The sequence below is a fragment of the Aeromonas sp. genome, from assembly GCF_050633025.1.
GTDB lineage: Bacteria > Pseudomonadota > Gammaproteobacteria > Enterobacterales > Aeromonadaceae > Aeromonas.
The window spans coordinates 1-17,996 of sequence record NZ_JBODRQ010000076.1 but is presented as its reverse complement, the minus strand read 5'-3'; the positions used below and the strand labels follow the sequence as shown (position 1 = coordinate 17,996).

Genomic DNA, 17,996 nt, shown 5'->3' with positions numbered 1-17,996 from the left:
CAGTATGGCTATTACCATGACAGATGCCGCCGCGGCACGGGTTTCCTCTTTTCTGGCTAACCGGGGCAAGGGCATTGGCCTGCGCCTCGGCGTCAAAACCACCGGCTGCTCCGGTCTGGCCTACGTGCTTGAGTTCGTTGATGAACTGACCGATGAGGATCAGGTGTTCGAGCAGCAGGGCGTCAAGATTATTGTCGATGCCAAGAGCCTGATCCATCTGGATGGCACCGAGCTGGATTTCGTCAAGGAGGGCCTCAACGAGGGCTTCCAGTTCAACAATCCCAACGCCAAAGGCGAGTGTGGTTGCGGCGAAAGCTTCAGTGTCTGAGATGTTTGACGTCAATGATCCTTCGTCTGTGGTTGAACGGGTCGCCCATGACCCGTTCAACCACATCTCATTTGCCAGGGGCGAGTGAGGTAGTGGCGAACGTTTCCAAGAGGTTTGCATGAATCATTTTGAGCTGTTTGGGCTGGTTGAAGGCTTCGAGCTCGATACCCGTCAGTTGGCTGATACCTACCGCCAGCTGCAAACCCAATTCCATCCTGATCGTTTTGCCACCGCCCCCGAACGGGAGCAGCTGATTGCGGTGCAACGTGCCGCCCAGATCAACGAAGCATTCACCACCCTCAAGGCGCCGCTGCGCCGTGCCGAGTATCTGCTCTCCCTGCGTGGCACCGATATCCGCGGTGAACAGCAGACTCTGCAAGATACCGCGTTTCTGATGCAGCAGCTGGAGTGGCGCGAGCGTCTGGCCGACCTGAAAGATGACGCCGACCCTGAGCGCGCCATCAAGGATTTTCGCAGCGAGATCAGGCATGATCACCAGCTGTTGATGCAGCAGCTGACCGAGTCTCTTGCCGCCGGCAGAGATCTCGTTGCCGCTGATTGCGTTCGCAAACTCAAGTTTGTCGACAAGCTCCTCGAAGAGCTGGAACGATTCGAAGACTCGCTTCTCGAGTCTTGATCCTTTAACGCTGGAAGTTTCATTACCCATGGCATTACTGCAAATCGCCGAACCCGGCCAGAGCGCTGTTCCTCATCAGCACAAACGTGCCGTCGGCATCGATCTCGGCACCACCAACTCTCTCGTCGCTGCGGTTCGCAGCGGTCACGCCGATACCCTTTGCGATGAGCAAGGGCGCGACCTGCTCCCGTCAGTGGTGCACTATCAAAGCGACGCTATTCGAGTCGGGATTGATGCCAAGCGCGAAGCGGCGCTTGATCCTCACAACACCATCGTCTCGGTCAAACGGATGATGGGCAAGGCGCTGGCCGATATCGATACCCGCCAGCAGCCTTACCAGTTTGTTGCCGCCGACAACGGTATGCCGCAGTTGCAGACCCGTCAGGGGCTGGTCAACCCGGTGCAGGTATCGGCCGAAATTCTCAAAAAACTGGCCGAGCGTGGCGCCCAGACCCTGGGTGGGGATCTCGATGGGGTTGTCATCACCGTGCCCGCCTATTTCGATGATGCCCAGCGTCAGGGCACCAAGGATGCGGCCCGTCTGGCCGGTCTGCACGTGCTGCGCCTGCTCAACGAGCCGACTGCGGCCGCGATTGCCTATGGCCTCGACTCCGGTCAGGAAGGGGTGATTGCGGTTTACGATCTGGGGGGCGGTACCTTCGATATCTCCATCCTGCGGCTGCATCGAGGTGTGTTCGAAGTGATGGCGACCGGCGGTGATTCTGCCCTCGGCGGCGATGATTTTGATCACCTGCTGGCGGACTGGATCAAGGAGCAGGCGGGCCTCTCCGGTGAACTGGATGCCCATCTGCAGCGTGAGCTATTGGATGTGGCTGCCGCCGTCAAGCACGGTCTGACCGATGCCGAGCAGGTGGCGTGCACCTTTGCTGGCTGGCAGGGTTCAGTGAGCCGCCGCCAGTTTGATGAACTCATCACCCCGCTGGTGAAACGGACCTTGCTGGCTTGTCGCCGCGCCCTGCGCGATGCCGCTCTCGAGCAGGTGGAAGTGCTGGAAGTGGTGATGGTCGGTGGCTCCACCCGGGTGCCGCTGGTGCGTGAACTGGTGGGCGAGTTCTTCCAGCGTACGCCGCTGACCAGCATCGATCCGGACAAGGTGGTCGCCATCGGCGCCGCCATCCAGGCCGATATTCTGGTGGGCAACAAGCCTGATGCAGAGATGCTGCTGCTGGACGTTATCCCGCTGTCGCTGGGTCTGGAGACCATGGGTGGCCTCGCCGAGAAGGTGATCCCGCGCAACACCACCATTCCGGTGGCCCGCGCCCAGGAGTTCACCACCTTCAAGGATGGTCAGACCGCCATGGCCATTCACGTGGTACAGGGTGAACGCGAGCTGGTGGCCGATTGCCGCTCCCTGGCCCGCTTTACCCTGACCGGTATTCCGCCGATGGCAGCCGGCGCCGCCCATATTCGCGTCACCTTCCAGGTGGATGCGGATGGTCTGCTCTCGGTCAGCGCCATGGAGAAATCCTCCGGCGTGCAGGCCGAGATCCAGGTCAAGCCCTCTTACGGGCTGGCGGAGCAGGATATCCTCAACATGCTGAGCGCCTCCATCGAGAACGCCCAGCAGGATATGGATGCCCGCATGCTGGCCGAGCAGCAGGTTGAAGCCGACCGGGTGGTCGAGAGTCTCAATGCGGCGCTGGCCGCCGATGGCGATGCCCTGCTCAATGCTGCCGAGCGTGCCGAGATTGATGCCGCCATCGCCCATCTGCTGACCATGCGCAACAGCGGCGCAACCCATCAAATCAAAGAAGCCATTGAGGCAGCCGATGCTGTCAGTGGCGAATTTGCAGCCCGCCGGATGGACGCCTCCATCCGCAAGGTGCTGACCGGACAAAACGTCAACAAGGTGTAATATGCCAAAACTGATCATTCTTCCTCATCCCGTACTCTGTCCGGATGGCGCCGCCCTCGAGGGGCAAAGCGGCGAGACCATTCTGGATGTGGCGCTGCGCAACGGTATCGAAATCGAGCATGCCTGCGAGAAATCCTGTGCCTGCACTACCTGCCACTGCGTGGTGCGCGAGGGCTTTGACTCTCTCGAGCCAAGCGACGAGCTGGAAGACGACATGCTGGACAAGGCGTGGGGGCTGGAGCCTGAATCCCGTCTTAGTTGCCAGGCAAAATTGGCGGACGAGGATCTGGTGGTGGAACTGCCCAAGTACACCCTGAACCTTGCCTCTGAACGCCATTAATTACACATGAGTGAATTGCACCTGCAGCATCCTGTGGTGCTTCAGTGATATGGTGGAAGGCCGTGACCCTCGGGGGTACGGCCTTTTTTGTATTCGTTATTCTCTCTTTGCCAATAAGCTCTTTCCCATAAAGAGTGCTTATACATAGTGCTAGTAAAAAGGAAGCAAACACGATGGCTGACATGATGAAGGTAGCGTTATCCACCCAGGCTGCGGCCGCCTATTGGGGCGAGGGCGCCCAGCTCAGTTTCAATGGCGACGAGGCACTGATCCATCTTGGTGCTGCCGGTCAGGAGAAGGATGTTCTGCGCACCGTTCAGCGCGCCGCCCGTCGCCTCGAATCGAGCGGGATCAAGCGGGTGACGCTGGTCGGTGAAGGCTGGGATCTGGAGCGTCGCTACGCGTTCGCCCAGGGGTTCTACGCCGCCAAGGGAGCCCGTGAACTGGATTTCGGCCAGCAGAGCGATGCGGACGCCCGTGAACTGGGTGCGCTGCTCAAGGCGGTTCGCTGGGTACGTGACATCACCAATGGCTGTCCGGAAGAGATCTACCCCATGAGTCTGGCGGAATCGGCCCTGTTGCTCATTCGTGGTCTGGCCGGGGATCAGGTCACTGCCCGCATCACCGCCGGTGAAGCGCTGCGCGAGTCCGGCCATATCGGGATCTGGTCGGTGGGCCGTGGCAGCGAGCGCGAGCCGGTGCTGCTGGAGCTCGACTACAACCCGACCGGTGATCGCAATGCACCCGTGGTGGCGGCGCTGGTGGGCAAGGGGATCACTTTCGATTCCGGTGGCTACTCCATGAAGTCCTCTGACAACATGCTGCCGATGAAGTCCGATATGGGCGGCGCTGCCATGGTGACTGGCGCGCTGGCGCTGGCCATCAGCCGCGGTCTCAACCAGCGGGTGAAGTTGATCCTCTGCTGCGCCGAGAACCTGGTCTCGGGCCACGCCTTCAAGCTGGGCGACATCCTCACCTACAAGAACGGCATCTCGGTCGAGATCCAGAACACCGATGCGGAAGGGCGTCTGGTGCTGGCCGATGGCCTGATGGCGGCCTCCGACAGCGGTGCGGCTTATATCCTTGACGCAGCCACCCTGACCGGCGCCGCCAAGATGGCGCTGGGGCGCGACTACAATGCGGTGTTTGCCCTCGATGAGACCGAACAGCTTCGTGCGCTGGCCGCCGCCAAGGTGGAAAACGAACAGGCGTGGGCGCTGCCGCTGGAACCCTGGCATGCCAGCCAGCTCACCTCGGCCTTTGCCGATCTGGGCAACGTCGCCTCGGCAGAAGGCACGGCCGGTGCCACCACGGCTGCTGCGTTTCTCTCCCGTTTCGTACGTGATGAGGGCAAGGGTTGGGTGCACCTGGATCTGGCGGCCTCCTATCAGAAATCGGGCAATGATCTCTGGGCGACCGGCGCCAAGGGGCACGGTCTGCGTACCATCGCCCGCTGGCTGCAGGAGGTGACTGTATGACTATCTGGTTAAGTCTGATCTCGGGTGACGTACAGCTGGTTCATAACGCGACAGTTTGCGCGCTATCGGCCCTTCGTGGGCTGCAGGAGGTGACCGCATGAATGTCTGGCTGAGTCGTGAATTTGCACCGGCCGAGTGGGGGGAGGGGGCGCTGCTCTCTCACCGTGCCGACGGCATGGTGATCCATCTGGTGACGGCCAATCCGCTGCTCGATATCCAGCAGGCGGCCCGTCGCCTCTGCCAGCAGGGGATCCAGAAAGTGACCCTGGCTGGTCATTGGGAGCGTGAACAGCAGTGGGCATTTGCCCAAGGGCTGCAAACCCCCAAGGCGGAGGTGCAACTGCAGTGGGCCATGTCCTCGGAAGAGGACAGAGAGGAGCTGGAAGCGCGTTGGCTCTGCGGCCGCTGGGTGCGCGAGATGACCAATGCCACCCCGGAGCAGTTGGGCCCGTTGGAGCTGGCGGTGGAAGCGGCCTCCTTTATTACCGAGCTGGCGCCGGACAAGGTGAGTCATCGCATTTTGAAAGGAGAAGCGCTGCAACAGGCGGGCTGGGTCGGCCTCTATCAGGTGGGCCGCGGCAGTGTGCGCGAACCGGTATTGCTGGAGCTCGACTTCAACCCGGAGCGTGACCCCAAGGCGCCGGTGGCGGCAGCGCTGGTAGGCAAGGGGATCACCTTTGACTCCGGCGGCTACTCCATGAAGAGCTCCGAGGGGATGCTCACCATGAAGTGCGACATGGGTGGTGCGGCGATTGTCACCGGTGCGCTGGCGCTGGCCATGCTGCGTGGGCTCGACAAGCGGGTGAAGCTGATCCTCTGCTGCGCCGAGAACCTGGTCTCCGGCCACGCCTACAAGCTGGGCGACATCCTCACCTACAAGAACGGCACCACGGTCGAGATTGTGAATACCGATGCCGAGGGGCGGCTGGTGCTGGCCGACGGCCTGCAACTGGCGAGCGAGTCCGGCGCACCGCTGATCATCGATGCCGCGACCCTGACCGGCGCTGCCGTGATGGCGCTGGGTGGGCGCTACAATGCCCTGTTTGGCCTCGATAAAGGGCTGGTAAGCCGGGCCATGACCTATGCCGATGCCGAGCATGAGCCGGCCTGGCCGCTACCGCTGGAGCCCTGGCACCGCCAGCAGTGCCCCTCCCATTACGCCGACACGGCCAACAGCCGTCCGGTGAAGGGGGGCGGGCCGGGTGGCGCCTCCAACGCGGCGGGTTTCCTCTCCCGTTTCGTTGCCAACGAAGGGATGGGCTGGCTGCATATCGATCTGGCCGCCTGCTTCAGTGATAACGGCGATGCCCTCTGGGCGCCGGGGGCCAATACCCTGGGGATGCGCACCATAGCGCGGGCCCTGCTGGCGGAAGCCAAATAGGCGAGACAAGGCACCTTCGGGTGCCTTTTTCATGCTGTTCGAATTGTGAACAAAAAATGGGATTTTGGCGGCTTAAGGTAACTATCGTGCGCAAGCGCACATATTTTCCGGCTCTGCTCGGTCAAGATGAGTGTGGATGTTGATTGCAAGGGAGTGATGTTTAATAAAAAGTTGCTTTTTTGTGTGTTTTTCCGGTTTTTGTTTACGTATAATCGCCAGCGAACATGGATTCTAACAATAAAACTCTGTAGTTAAGGAAAGATATCAATGGCCATCGAACGTACCTTCTCTATCGTTAAACCGGATGCTGTCAGCAAGAACCTGATCGGTGCCATCTATAGCCGTTTCGAAAGCGCAGGCTTGAAAGTGGTGGCATCCAAAATGCTGCACATGAGCAGTGAACAGGCTGCCGGTTTCTATGCCGAACATCAGGGCAAGCCTTTTTATGACAATCTGGTCAGCTTCATGACCTCTGGCCCTGTCATGGTGCAGGTGCTGGAAGGGGAAGACGCCATCCGTCGCAATCGCGAGATCATGGGGGCTACCAATCCGAAAGAGGCGCTGGCTGGTACCTTGCGTGCCTGTTATGCCGAGAGCATCGATCGCAACGCCGTGCATGGCTCCGATGCACCTGCATCCGCTGCCCGCGAAATTGCCTACTTCTTCTCTGACAACGAGATCTGCCCGCGCGGCTGATTTACGTGGATGATGACCCAAGGGAGCCTCGGCTCCCTTTGTTGTTTTCGCTGTTTACGCAATATCCCTCTATTCTCCAGGTGGAAAGCCAGACCCATTATTTGTACAATGCCGCCCCCTGACGTCGTCAGCCAATAATTGATGAAGTGTTTGAACTGAGGCCATTGATGAGCGAAACAAAAATCAACCTGCTGGATCTTGATCGGGATGCCATGCGTGCCTTTTTCGTCGAACTGGGCGAGAAGCCGTTCCGGGCAGATCAGGTCATGAAGTGGATCTATCACTTTGGGTGTGATGATTTCGATCAGATGACCAACGTCAACAAGGTGCTCAAGGAGCGCCTGAAGGTGATCGCCGAGATCAAGGCGCCCGAGATCAGCCGCGAGCAGCGCTCTGCCGATGGCACCATCAAGTGGGCCCTGCAGGTGGGTGATCAGGAAGTAGAGACTGTTTACATCCCGGAAGATGATCGCGCGACCCTCTGTGTCTCCTCTCAGGTCGGCTGTGCGCTGGAGTGCAAGTTCTGCTCTACCGCCCAACAAGGCTTCAACCGCAACCTGAAAGTCTCCGAGATCATCGGGCAGGTGTGGCGTGCTGCCCGTGTGGTCGGTGGCAAGCGTCCCATCACCAACGTGGTGATGATGGGGATGGGCGAGCCGCTGCTCAACCTCGCCAACGTGGTGCCCGCCATGCGTCTGATGATGGATGACTACGGTTTTGGTATCTCCAAGCGCCGGGTGACCATCTCTACCTCTGGCGTGGTACCTGCGCTGGACAAGCTGGGTGACCAGATCGACGTGGCGCTGGCTATCTCCCTGCACGCCCCAAACGACAAGCTGCGTTCAGAGATCATGCCGATCAACGACAAGTACAACATCGAGGAGTTCCTCGCCGGTGTCCGTCGTTACCTGGCCAAATCCAATGCCAACGGTGGCCGGGTGACCGTCGAATATGTGCTGCTCGATCATATTAATGACGATATGCAGCATGCGCACGAGCTGGCCAAGGCTCTCAAGGATACTCCGAGCAAGATCAACCTGATCCCGTTCAATCCCTTCCCGGGCAACCCTTACGGCAAGCCGAGCAACAGTCGTATCGATCGCTTTTCCAAGGTGCTGATGGAGTACGGTTTTACCGTGATCGTTCGCAAGACCCGTGGTGACGATATCGATGCCGCTTGCGGCCAGCTGGTGGGCGATGTAATTGACCGCACCAAGCGCACCATTAAAAATCGGATGCAACAGGATGGGATTTCCGTCAAAATGGTTTAACTGTTAAGCCATTGTATAGACAGGGAATGGATACACGTACATTAATGGTAGTGGCAGCGCTTAGTGCGCTGCCAGGCTGTGTGACCGAGACCACTTACGCTGGCCAGAACTCTACCCAGCGTGAAGTGGGTCCTGATCTCAAGGCGGCGGCCCAAACCCGCCTTGACCTGGGTATCCAGTACCTGCGTCAGGGTAATGCCGAGCAGGCCAAGTTCAATCTTGACCGCGCTCTTCAATATGATCCCTCCAACTCCCGGATCCAGATCGGTTTTGCCTACTTCTACCAGAGGGTAGGGGATTTCAAGGCTGCCGAGACCCATTACAAGAACGCCCTTGCCATGGATCCGTCCAATGCTGACGCAATGAATAATTATGGTGCCTTCCTCTGTGATCGCGGCCGATATGCCGAGGCAGATCAGGCGTTCAACCAGGCTGTTATTCAGCCAGGCTATGTAAAAATTGCCGATACCTATGAAAATGCGGCACTTTGTGCGCTGCAAAATCGCAGAAATGATAAAGCAAGCGAGTACTATCGCCTGGCCTTGGGGTATAATCCCCGCAATCCAGGGTTATTGCTGGACTTGGCCGAGCTTTCCATGAAAGATGGCAAGCTGCCTGATGTGCAGTCCTACCTCGCCCGTTTTGCCGATGTGTCAGACGAGAATGAGGAAAGTCTCTGGTTGAGACTTAGATTGGCGCAGGCGATGGACAAGCCGGCATTACTCCACCAATTCGGGAATGAGCTGGTAAGGCAATATCCCACTTCGCAACAAGCCAAGCGTTATTTAGCCAATGACTACTGAACAGCAACACGATTTTCAAGACGAAACCCAGGCAGTGGGTCCAGGCCAACTGCTGCGCAACGCCCGCGAACAGCTTGGCTGGACACGAGAACAGGTTGCGTCCCGCATTCACCTTCGTCTGACCCTGATCGCCGCTATCGAATCGGATACCTACGATAAGCACACGTCCCATACCTTTATCCGGGGCTATTTGCGTTCCTACGCCAAGCTGGTCGGGATCCCTGACGAGACCATTCTGGCTGCCTATGACAAGCTGGGATTGACACCTCCCGACAATATCGACATGCAGAGTTTCTCCCGTCGCTCCCGCCAGCAAGCCAACGACAGTCGGCTCAAGGTGGTGACCTGGCTGGTGATCCTGGTGTTGATTGCGCTCTCGGTCGCCTGGTGGTGGCAGAGTACTGCTCGTCGATCCGCCGGTGATGAAGCGCTGGCAGCCACCGAGATGAGTGCAACCGGTTCGACTCCGGCTGAACCTGCCATCACGCCGCCCGATGCGATCAACACCGCGCCGGTGGAAGGCGCAGCCATCGCACCGGCCGCCACGGACGTGGCGGCCCCTGCGGTGGTTTCCGATGCGACTGCTACCCTGGCGCCTGCTTCTGCGGCTGTTGCCCCGAGCGATGTCAGCGCGGCTGTCGGCACTGCGACCGATGCCGCGGTATCCGGCGCCAATGGCACCGAATCTGAAGAGGTTGTCGTGGATCCGGCGACTGCGCCACAACTGAAGATGAGCTTCACCGCCGATTGCTGGCTGGATGTGAAGGATGCCAACGGCAAGACCCTGTTCAGTGGTCTGAAGAAGGCCAACGACGAGCTGGTGCTGGAAGGCGCCGAGCCCCTGAAGTTCATCATTGGCGCGCCCATGGCCGTCAAGCTTGACTACAAGGGTCAGTCGTTTGATATGAGCCGTTACAACAACGGCCGTACTGCCCGCTTCTCACTGCCGCAGGAGTAATCTGTTAGTCATGTCCGCACACGAATCTCCCATTATTCGTCGTAAATCCAGACAGATCATGGTTGGCAATGTACCGGTAGGGGGCGATGCCCCCATTACGGTGCAGACCATGACCAACACCAAGACCACAGATGTCGCCGCCACTGTTGAGCAGATCCAGCGGATCGAGCGGGTCGGTGCCGATATCGTCCGTGTCTCAGTGCCCACCATGGAAGCGGCGGAAGCCTTCCGGCTCATCAAACAGCAGACCCGCATCCCCATCGTTGCCGATATCCACTTCGACTATCGCATCGCCCTGAAAGTGGCCGAGTACGGTGCCGACTGCCTGCGTATCAACCCCGGCAACATCGGCAACGAGCAGCGGGTGCGCTCGGTGGTCGATTGCGCGCGCGACCTCAATATCCCGATCCGTATCGGGGTCAATGGCGGGTCGCTGGAGAAAGATATCCAGGAGAAGTACGGCGAGCCGACCCCAGAGGCGCTGGTGGAGTCCGCCATGCGTCACGTGGACTACCTCGATCGCCTCGATTTCCAGGACTTCAAGGTGAGCGTCAAGGCCTCTGATGTGTTCCTGGCGGTCGGTGCCTATCGCCTGCTGGCCAAGCAGATCGAGCAGCCGCTGCACCTTGGCATCACCGAAGCGGGCGGTTTCCGTGCCGGTGCGGTGAAGTCCTCCATTGGTCTTGGCATGCTGCTGGCTGACGGTATTGGCGATACCCTGCGCATCTCGCTGGCGGCTGATCCGGTGGAGGAGGTAAAGGTCGGTTTCGATATCCTCAAATCTCTGCGGATCCGCTCCCGTGGCATCAACTTCATCGCTTGCCCCTCCTGCTCCCGTCAGGAGTTCGACGTCATTGGCACTGTCAATGCGCTGGAAGAGCGGCTCGAAGACATCATCACCCCGATGGATGTCTCCATCATCGGCTGTGTGGTGAACGGGCCGGGCGAAGCGCTGGTTTCCGATCTGGGTCTTGCCGGTGCGGCCAACAAGAGTGCCTTCTACGAAGGAGGCCAGCGCGTTGACCGACTCGACAACAAGGATCTCATCCCGACCCTTGAGCGCCGCATTCGTGCCCGCGCCGCCATGCTGGATCCCGCCAACCGGATCCCGATGGACAAGGAGTGAGCGAAACAGGGCCACATTGGGTGGCCCTTTTTCCAGGTGACTGATTTTAAATCCCGCATCCGGATTCCCTGATTTTACCTCGGGGGGGAAAATCCCTATAATGCGGCCAAATTTTACCTCTTTTTCTCGAGTATCAACGTGGCAAAACAGATCCAAGCTATTCGCGGTATGAATGATTGCCTGCCGGAGCAGAGCCCGGTATGGCAGAAGGTTGAACAGATCCTGCGCCAGGTCGTTGCCAGCTATGGCTACAGCGAAGTGCGCATGCCGATTGTCGAGCAGACTCATCTGTTCAAGCGCGCCATCGGTGAAGTGACCGACGTGGTCGAAAAAGAGATGTACACCTTTGAAGATCGCAACGGCGACAGCCTGAGCCTGCGTCCGGAAGGGACCGCCAGCTGCGTCCGTGCCGGTATCGAACACGGCCTGCTCTACAACCAGGAACGCCGGATGTGGTACATGGGCCCCATGTTCCGTCACGAGCGCCCCCAGAAGGGCCGTTATCGCCAGTTCCACCAGTTCGGTGTCGAGCTGTTTGGCATCAACGGGCCGGACATTGACGCTGAGCTGATCATGCTGACCCACCGTCTGTGGCGTCTGTTTGGCATCAGCGAGCATGTCACCCTGCAGCTCAACACCCTGGGTCAGAGCGCCGAGCGTGCCGCCTACCGCGATGCGCTGGTGGCTTATCTGGAGCAGTACAAGGACCAACTGGACGAAGAGAGCCAGCGCCGCATGTACAGCAACCCGCTGCGGGTGCTCGACTCCAAGGACGAGAAAGTGCAGGCCGTGCTGGTCGGCGCCCCCCGTCTGTTCGATCATCTGGGGGCGGAGAGTCTGGCCCACTTCGAGGGGCTCAAGCGCCTGCTCGAGTCCGCCGGTATCAAGTACGAAGTGAACGAGCGTCTGGTTCGTGGTCTTGACTACTACAATCTGACCGTATTCGAGTGGGTCACCAACAGTCTGGGTGCCCAAGGTACAGTTTGTGCCGGTGGCCGCTACGATGGTCTGGTGGAGCAACTGGGTGGTCAACCGACTCCTGCCGTGGGCTTTGCCATGGGTATGGAGCGGCTGGTGCTGATGCTGGAGACCCTCGAGCTCAACGCCGATATCCGCCCGGCGGTGGATGTCTATCTGGCGATGGTGGGCGAGGAGACCGAACAGGCTGGCTTCCAGCTGGCCGAGCGTCTGCGTGATGCCCTGCCGGACCTGCGCCTCATGAGCCACTGCGGCGGCGGCAACTTCAAGAAACAACTCAAACGTGCCGACAAGAGCGGCGCGGCAATCGCCCTGATCCTTGGTGAAACCGAGGTGCAAAACGGGGAGATCACTATCAAATATCTGCGTGGTCAGGCCGAGCAACAGACCGTCAAGGTTGACGCCGCCATTGCCCTGCTGGCAGCCAAAGGAGAGTAAGCTGTGGAAGTCTATACCACCGAAGAACAACAGGTTGAGGTTATCAAGGAGTGGTGGAAAGAGAACGGAACCTCGGTGATCGCCGGGACCGTGATCGGTCTGGTCGGTCTGTTCGGCTGGCGCTTTTACAACCAGCACCAGCAAGAGACCATGGAGGCCTCCTCACTCACTTATAACCAGGTGATTGAGCAGCTGGCCAAGGGGGATGCCACCGGTTTCGAGCAGGCACAGCAGTTTGTCACCGCCAACAAGGGCGACTCCTATGGCGAGTTGGCCGCGCTGCAATTGGCTGCCGCTGCCGTCAAGGCGGGCAAGCTGGATCTGGCTGCCGAGCAGCTGGCTCAGGTCGCCACCACTGGTGACGACAGCATCAAACCCATCGCATCCTTGCGTCTGGCTCGCGTGCTGAATGATCAGGGTAAGGCCGATGAAGCGCTGGCCCAGCTGAGCAAGATAACTAGCGAGGCTTTCAAGGCCCAGGTGGCCGAGGCCCGTGGTGACATTTTGCAAAAGCAGGGCAAGAGCGAAGAGGCGCGTGATGCCTATCAGGCGGCGGCGGATGCCGGCGGCCTGCAGGGTAGCGCCGAGCTCAAGCTGAAAATGGACGATCTGGCCCTGCCGGCCGTTGCGACTGGTGAGGCACCGGATGCGTAATCTATTCAAGATGGTGGCGCTGGGGGCTGCGGTCTCCTTCGCTCTGCAGGGTTGCTCCCTGTTCAGTTCCGAAGAGGATCTCAACCCGATGGCGCCGCTGCCCAAGGTTGAATCTGCCTTCACGGCCGACACCGCATGGTCATCCACTGTGGGTGATGGCATCGGTGACTTCTACTCCCAGCTCAAGCCGGTGGTGGAAGAGGATCGCATCTACGCGGCGGCCCGCGACGGCGATGTCAGCGCCTTTGACCGTGCCAGTGGCGATCGCCTCTGGACCGTCGATCTGGCCGACCTGCCGGTCAACGCCGACAAGCGCAGCGCTCGTCTCTCCGGTGGTCTGGTCTCCCGTTACGGCAAGCTGTTCCTCGGCTCCGAGAACGGGGTGGTCTACGCCCTGAACGAAGAGAATGGCGAAGTGCTGTGGCAGACCAATGTGCCCGGCGAAGTGGTGGCAAGCCCCGCGGTGGAAGATGGCCGCGTGGTGGTGTTGACCACCTCCGGTCGCCTGATCGCCCTCGACACTGATGAAGGCAAGATGCAGTGGTCGCTCTCCGAAGAGCAGCCGCCGCTGACCCTGCGCAGTGCCGGTGCACCGGTGATCACCAACGGCGCCGTGATTTACGGCCGTGCCGATGGCAAGGTGGGCATCGCCCTGCTGAGCAATGGCCAGCCGGTGCGTCAGTCCAAAGTGGCTGATCCGCGTGGAGCTACCGAGCTTGACCGCATGGTGGACGTCGATGCCAGCCCGCTGATTGCCGGTGATGAGCTCTATGCCATCGCCTACAACGGTCAGCTGATGGCCCGCAAACTGATGAGCGGCGATGAGGTGTGGAAGCGCAAGTATTCCGGTTATCGTGATCTTGCGATCACCGGTAACGCCATTGTGCTGACCGACAGTCGCAGCCACCTGTTTGCCATCGACCGTCGCAACGGTCTGGAGCTGTGGTCCAACACCCAGCTGGAAAATCGTACCGTCACTGCACCTGTCATTTTTGGTGACTATGTGGTGGTGGGTGATGTGGAAGGATACCTGTACTGGCTTGATCGTACCGACGGTACCATCAAGGCGATGCAGCAACTCGACAGCAGTGGTTTGTATGCTGCCCCACTGGTTGATGGCGAGACCCTGTATGTGCAGAGCCGTGGCGGCAAGCTGTACGCGCTAAAGCGTCCTTGATCGTCCGATAAAGTGAATATCCGGCTCCTGGTCTTCGGACCCGGAGCCTTTGTCGTCTTGAGAATGAGGCTTTTATGACTCCTGTAGTAGCCCTGGTGGGCCGCCCCAATGTGGGGAAATCCACCCTGTTTAACCGCCTGACCCGTACCCGGGATGCCCTGGTTGCCGACTTCCCCGGCCTGACCCGGGACCGTAAATATGGTCAGGCGAAGTTGGGCGAGCTGGAATTTATCGTGGTCGATACAGGCGGTATCGATGGCACCGAAGAGGGTATCGAGCTGAAGATGGCCGAGCAATCCCTGCTGGCCATCGAAGAAGCGGATGTCGTGCTGTTCATGGTGGATGCCCGTGCCGGTCTGACCGCGGCGGATCAAGCCATCGCCGAGCACCTGCGCAAGGCCCACAAGAAGGTATTTCTGGTGGCAAACAAGACCGACGGTATCGACGGTGATTCCGCGGTCTCCGAGTTCTACGGTCTGGCGCTGGGCGAGGTTTACCAGATCGCGGCCGCCCACGGTCGTGGTGTGCTGAGCCTGCTGGAACTGGCCCTGGCTCCCCATCTGGAGACCCTGGTCGACTCCGCTACCGATGAAGATGCGCAGGATGAGGAAGAGGAGGACTTCGACGAAGAAGCCCTGCTGCGCATGGTGGCTGCCGGTGAACTCGATACCAAAGAGGACACCAAGGAGACCCCGTTCGCCGACTTGCCCATCAAGTTCGCCATTGTCGGTCGTCCCAACGTCGGTAAATCTACCCTCACCAACCGCATGCTGGGGGAAGATCGGGTCATCGTTTATGACATGCCCGGCACCACCCGTGACTCCGTTTACATTCCGATGGAGCGTGACGAGCAGAAGTATGTGGTTATCGACACAGCCGGTGTGCGTCGTCGTGGCAAGGTGCACGAGACGGTGGAGAAGTTCTCCGTTATCAAGACCCTGAAGGCCATCGAAGATGCCAACGTCTGCCTGCTGGTGATCGACGCTCAGGAGACCATCACCGATCAGGACTTGAGCATCCTCGGCTATGTGCTCCACGCCGGCCGCTCCGTGGTGCTGGTGGTGAACAAGTGGGATGGTCTGGATCAGAAGGTGAAAGAGGATGTGAAGAACGAGCTGGATCGTCGCTTGGGCTTCATCGATTTTGCTCGCGTCCACTTCATCTCCGCCCTGCACGGCAGCGGTGTCGGCCATCTGTTTGAATCCATTCAGGAGGCTTACCAGTCCGCCACCCGTCGTACCAGTACCGCCATGCTGACCCGCATCATGCAGATGGCGCAGGAAGATCACCAGCCGCCGATGGTCAACGGTCGCCGCGTCAAGCTGAAATATGCCCACGCCGGTGGCTACAACCCGCCGCGTATCGTGATCCACGGCAACCAGCTGAACGACTTGCCGGATTCCTACAAGCGGTATCTGATCAACTACTTCCGCAAGTCCCTCAAGATCATGGGCTCGCCGATCCGGGTCGAGTTCCAGGAGTCTGTCAACCCGTTTGAAGGCAAGAAGAACACCATGACCCTGAGTCAGGAGCGTCAGCGCAAACGGCTGCTGAAGATGAAGAAGAACTAAGCCATGGCGGCTGTTCTCACCGGCAGCCGCTTTGTTATTCCCCCTGCAGTAGTGAAATGTCCGGCGGGGAGGGGAACCCGCCATGGGCAAGCCTATCGCAGGTTCAGTTTATGAGGAGTCGACTATGGAAGCCCTGCTTTGTCCATCATGCCAGGCTGAACTGGATACCCGCGGCAAGGCGCAAACCTGTGGTCAGTGCCAGGCTAACGTTCACGTTACGGCCATCTGCCCCACCTGCCAGCAGGAGCTGGAGCGTCTCAAGGCGTGCGGCGCGGTGGATTACTTCTGCAACCACTGCAACTCGCTGATCTCCAAGCGGACGGTACAGTTCAAGGCTGCGCTGGTGTAAGACGATATTCAGGTGAGAAAGAAGATAAAAAACCCGGCGAATGCCGGGTTTATGCTGTGTGCTCTGCAATCAGCAGGGTATAGGATCGATTTCTGCGCCACAGGTTGCGCTTGATGTCATTAAGCTTGAGCTTGCGTCTGGGGCTCCAGCTGCACTTCGCTTTTCTGACCAGACTGATTTTTCTACGTTTTTGCATCTTGGTCTCCTCCCAACTCAGGTGGCCATCCAGGCCTTGGGTCATTGATGGAGCCCATCCGAAATTGCTGTTTTTTAGTCTTTCAAGATAATGAAAACAATGCGATTTCGGATAGGCTCCGATGTGAATCGATGGTAACAGAGATGTTTGCATGAAAACAGCCGAATAATGGCTGGTTAGCGCATGGTGATCTGATTGACCACTTCAACGATGGCAGTGGGGCGCTCGGCCAGCTCGGGTTCGCTGTCGTTGTCGACACTCTCCCGCTGATGCGCCTTCTGTTGCTCGTTGTCGAGCCACAGCAGGCTCTGGTAGTACTGGCGCACGTTATTGACATAGTTGCGCGCTTCGCTGCCACGGGCATAGCCGTAACGTACCTTGCGGTGCCAGCGCGCTTGCTGCAGCAGCGGCAGCACCTCTTTCACGTCGCTCCAGGCATCGGGATTCTTACCGAGTTCTTTGGTCAGGCTGCGGGCATCCATCATGTGGCCGTAGCCGATGTTGTAGGCGGTGAGGGCAAACCACACCTTCTCGTCATCGGGCACCGAATCCGGTACCTTCTCCATCATCTGTTGCAGATAGAGGGATCCCCCCTTGATGCTCTCTTCCGGATGAAGCCGGTCGTTGACCCCCATCGCCTTGGCGGTAGGCTCGGTCAACATCATCATTCCGCGCACGCCGGTGTAGGAGCGGGCCTGAGGGTCCCAGTGGGACTCCTGATAGCTGATGGCGGCGAGCAGACGCCAGTCGATATTCCTGGCGTGGGTCTGGAACAGCGGCTGGTACTTGGGCAGCAGGCTCTTGGCGCGCTTGAGGAAGGTACGGGTATCGACAAAGTCGAAGTTCTGCACGTGGCCGAAGTACTTCTCGTCCAGCTTGGCGATGGCTCCATCCATAAAACGCTGGCCGAAGAAGTCGATGACGCTGGCATAGAGGCTGTCATCGGGCAGCTTGCTCATGGCCCAGGCAACGGTTTGCTTCTGGGCCAGGGTTAGCCCCTCGGTGAGCTCCGGGTAGTAGCGCTGGCTGCGGGCCAGCACAGTATCCTGCACCACCGTGTAGTCAATCTTGCCATCCACCACCTGCTTGAGCAGCTCCTCCACATCGGCGTTGTCGCTGGTGCTCCAGGTTAGCTTGGGGTTTTCCTTGCTCATCTCTTTGAGCAGATCTTCCCCGGTGGAGCCGGCGGCTACCACCAGCTTTCCCTTGATATCGTTCAACGAAGCCGGCTTGGGTTTGCCGTTGCGATAGATCAGTTTAGGGGAGACCTGGTAGAAGCCCGGGCCGAAGCGAAACAGCTCGCGCCGCTCGGGGGTGACCATGATGGCGGCAGCCGCCAGATCGAGTTTGCCCTTTTTCAGCAGAGCGACCAGTTCGTCAGTGGTGTCGACCGGGATGATGGTGAGTTTCACCCCCAACCAGTCGGCATAATGTTGCGCCAGCTCGTAATCGAACCCCTGGGCGAGGTCGTCACGCTGGTAATAGGAGGTGGGACCATAGATGGTGCCAACCCGGATCTCGCCCCGTTGGCGGATCCGCTCCAGCTGGCTGGAGGGGGTATAAAAGTCACAGCCAACCAGGGTAAGTAGCAAGGTCAGCCCGATAAACAGTCGAAAAATGCAGCGCAAGTAGCGGAGTACCTTTGTTGAAAAAATCGGCATTTGTCAAAAAATAAGCACCTTTATACCAGAGAGTGTGTGCCGAGTCACACCGCACAAAACAAGAAAACGTTTGTCTGT

General features: G+C 59.1%; 18 protein-coding genes. 16 read left to right on the top strand and 2 right to left on the bottom strand.

Features of this window, described 5'->3' with window-relative positions; genetic code table 11:
• Positions 1-4 precede the first annotated feature (4 nt).
• The 16 genes from iscA to ACRAUW_RS11385 all read left to right on the top strand — a co-directional run bounded on the left by iscA (position 5) and on the right by ACRAUW_RS11385 (position 16,061).
• Positions 5-328 (top strand): iron-sulfur cluster assembly protein IscA, encoded by a 324-nt coding sequence (gene iscA, locus ACRAUW_RS11460; RefSeq protein ID WP_005333812.1) that lies wholly within the window; start codon positions 5-7, stop codon positions 326-328.
• Between the two features lie 118 nt (positions 329-446).
• Positions 447-965 (top strand): co-chaperone HscB, encoded by a 519-nt coding sequence (gene hscB, locus ACRAUW_RS11455; RefSeq protein WP_431362382.1) that lies wholly within the window; start codon positions 447-449, stop codon positions 963-965.
• Positions 966-993: 28 nt separating this feature from the next.
• Complete coding sequence (gene hscA / locus ACRAUW_RS11450; protein ID WP_431362381.1) at positions 994-2,841, top strand: Fe-S protein assembly chaperone HscA; 1,848 nt, start codon at positions 994-996, stop codon at positions 2,839-2,841.
• 1 nt (position 2,842) lies between these two features.
• The gene (fdx, locus tag ACRAUW_RS11445) at positions 2,843-3,181 is read left to right on the top strand and encodes an ISC system 2Fe-2S type ferredoxin (protein ID WP_005333808.1); all 339 of its coding nucleotides are present in this window, start codon (positions 2,843-2,845) and stop codon (positions 3,179-3,181) included.
• 173 nt (positions 3,182-3,354) lie between these two features.
• Entirely contained in the window at positions 3,355-4,659 is a 1,305-nt protein-coding gene (gene pepB / locus ACRAUW_RS11440) for an aminopeptidase PepB (protein WP_431362380.1), read from the top strand.
• Between the two features lie 97 nt (positions 4,660-4,756).
• Positions 4,757-6,040 carry an aminopeptidase PepB gene (gene pepB, locus ACRAUW_RS11435; protein ID WP_431362379.1) on the top strand — a complete coding sequence of 428 codons (1,284 nt, stop codon included), beginning with the start codon at positions 4,757-4,759 and terminating at the stop codon, positions 6,038-6,040.
• Positions 6,041-6,307: 267 nt separating this feature from the next.
• Positions 6,308-6,736: a nucleoside-diphosphate kinase gene (gene ndk, locus ACRAUW_RS11430; RefSeq protein WP_005333805.1), complete on the top strand. Its 429-nt coding sequence runs from the start codon at positions 6,308-6,310 to the stop codon at positions 6,734-6,736.
• Positions 6,737-6,903: 167 nt separating this feature from the next.
• On the top strand, positions 6,904-8,007 hold the full coding sequence (locus ACRAUW_RS11425; RefSeq protein ID WP_431362378.1) for a bifunctional tRNA (adenosine(37)-C2)-methyltransferase TrmG/ribosomal RNA large subunit methyltransferase RlmN: 1,104 nt from the start codon (positions 6,904-6,906) through the stop codon (positions 8,005-8,007).
• Between the two features lie 11 nt (positions 8,008-8,018).
• Positions 8,019-8,810: a PilW family type IVa pilus biogenesis/stability lipoprotein TapF gene (tapF, locus tag ACRAUW_RS11420; protein WP_431362377.1), complete on the top strand. Its 792-nt coding sequence runs from the start codon at positions 8,019-8,021 to the stop codon at positions 8,808-8,810.
• A complete protein-coding gene (gene rodZ, locus ACRAUW_RS11415; protein WP_431362376.1) occupies positions 8,800-9,768 on the top strand; it encodes a cytoskeleton protein RodZ in 969 nt (322 codons plus the stop codon). Before tapF ends, rodZ begins: the two co-directional genes overlap by 11 nt.
• 10 nt (positions 9,769-9,778) lie before the next feature.
• Entirely contained in the window at positions 9,779-10,894 is a 1,116-nt protein-coding gene (ispG, locus tag ACRAUW_RS11410; RefSeq protein WP_431362375.1) for a flavodoxin-dependent (E)-4-hydroxy-3-methylbut-2-enyl-diphosphate synthase, read from the top strand.
• 138 nt (positions 10,895-11,032) lie between these two features.
• Positions 11,033-12,310 (top strand): histidine--tRNA ligase, encoded by a 1,278-nt coding sequence (gene hisS / locus ACRAUW_RS11405; protein ID WP_431362374.1) that lies wholly within the window; start codon positions 11,033-11,035, stop codon positions 12,308-12,310.
• 3 nt (positions 12,311-12,313) lie between these two features.
• Entirely contained in the window at positions 12,314-12,964 is a 651-nt protein-coding gene (locus ACRAUW_RS11400; RefSeq protein WP_431362373.1) for a YfgM family protein, read from the top strand.
• On the top strand, positions 12,957-14,141 hold the full coding sequence (gene bamB / locus ACRAUW_RS11395) for an outer membrane protein assembly factor BamB (RefSeq protein ID WP_431362372.1): 1,185 nt from the start codon (positions 12,957-12,959) through the stop codon (positions 14,139-14,141). Before ACRAUW_RS11400 ends, bamB begins: the two co-directional genes overlap by 8 nt.
• Before the next feature lie 74 nt (positions 14,142-14,215).
• Positions 14,216-15,712, top strand: a complete 1,497-nt coding sequence (gene der / locus ACRAUW_RS11390; RefSeq protein ID WP_431362371.1) for a ribosome biogenesis GTPase Der — start codon at positions 14,216-14,218, stop codon at positions 15,710-15,712.
• Positions 15,713-15,836: 124 nt separating this feature from the next.
• On the top strand, positions 15,837-16,061 hold the full coding sequence (locus tag ACRAUW_RS11385; protein ID WP_431362370.1) for a zinc ribbon domain-containing protein: 225 nt from the start codon (positions 15,837-15,839) through the stop codon (positions 16,059-16,061).
• Between the two features lie 49 nt (positions 16,062-16,110).
• On the opposite strand, the gene ACRAUW_RS11380 is transcribed toward ACRAUW_RS11385, so the two are convergent.
• Together ACRAUW_RS11380 and mltF are read right to left on the bottom strand one after the other, a co-directional pair.
• Positions 16,111-16,257 (bottom strand): hypothetical protein, encoded by a 147-nt coding sequence (locus ACRAUW_RS11380; protein WP_227273859.1) that lies wholly within the window; start codon positions 16,255-16,257, stop codon positions 16,111-16,113.
• Between the two features lie 176 nt (positions 16,258-16,433).
• On the bottom strand, positions 16,434-17,918 hold the full coding sequence (mltF, locus tag ACRAUW_RS11375; protein ID WP_431362369.1) for a membrane-bound lytic murein transglycosylase MltF: 1,485 nt from the start codon (positions 17,916-17,918) through the stop codon (positions 16,434-16,436).
• Positions 17,919-17,996: the final 78 nt, after the last annotated feature.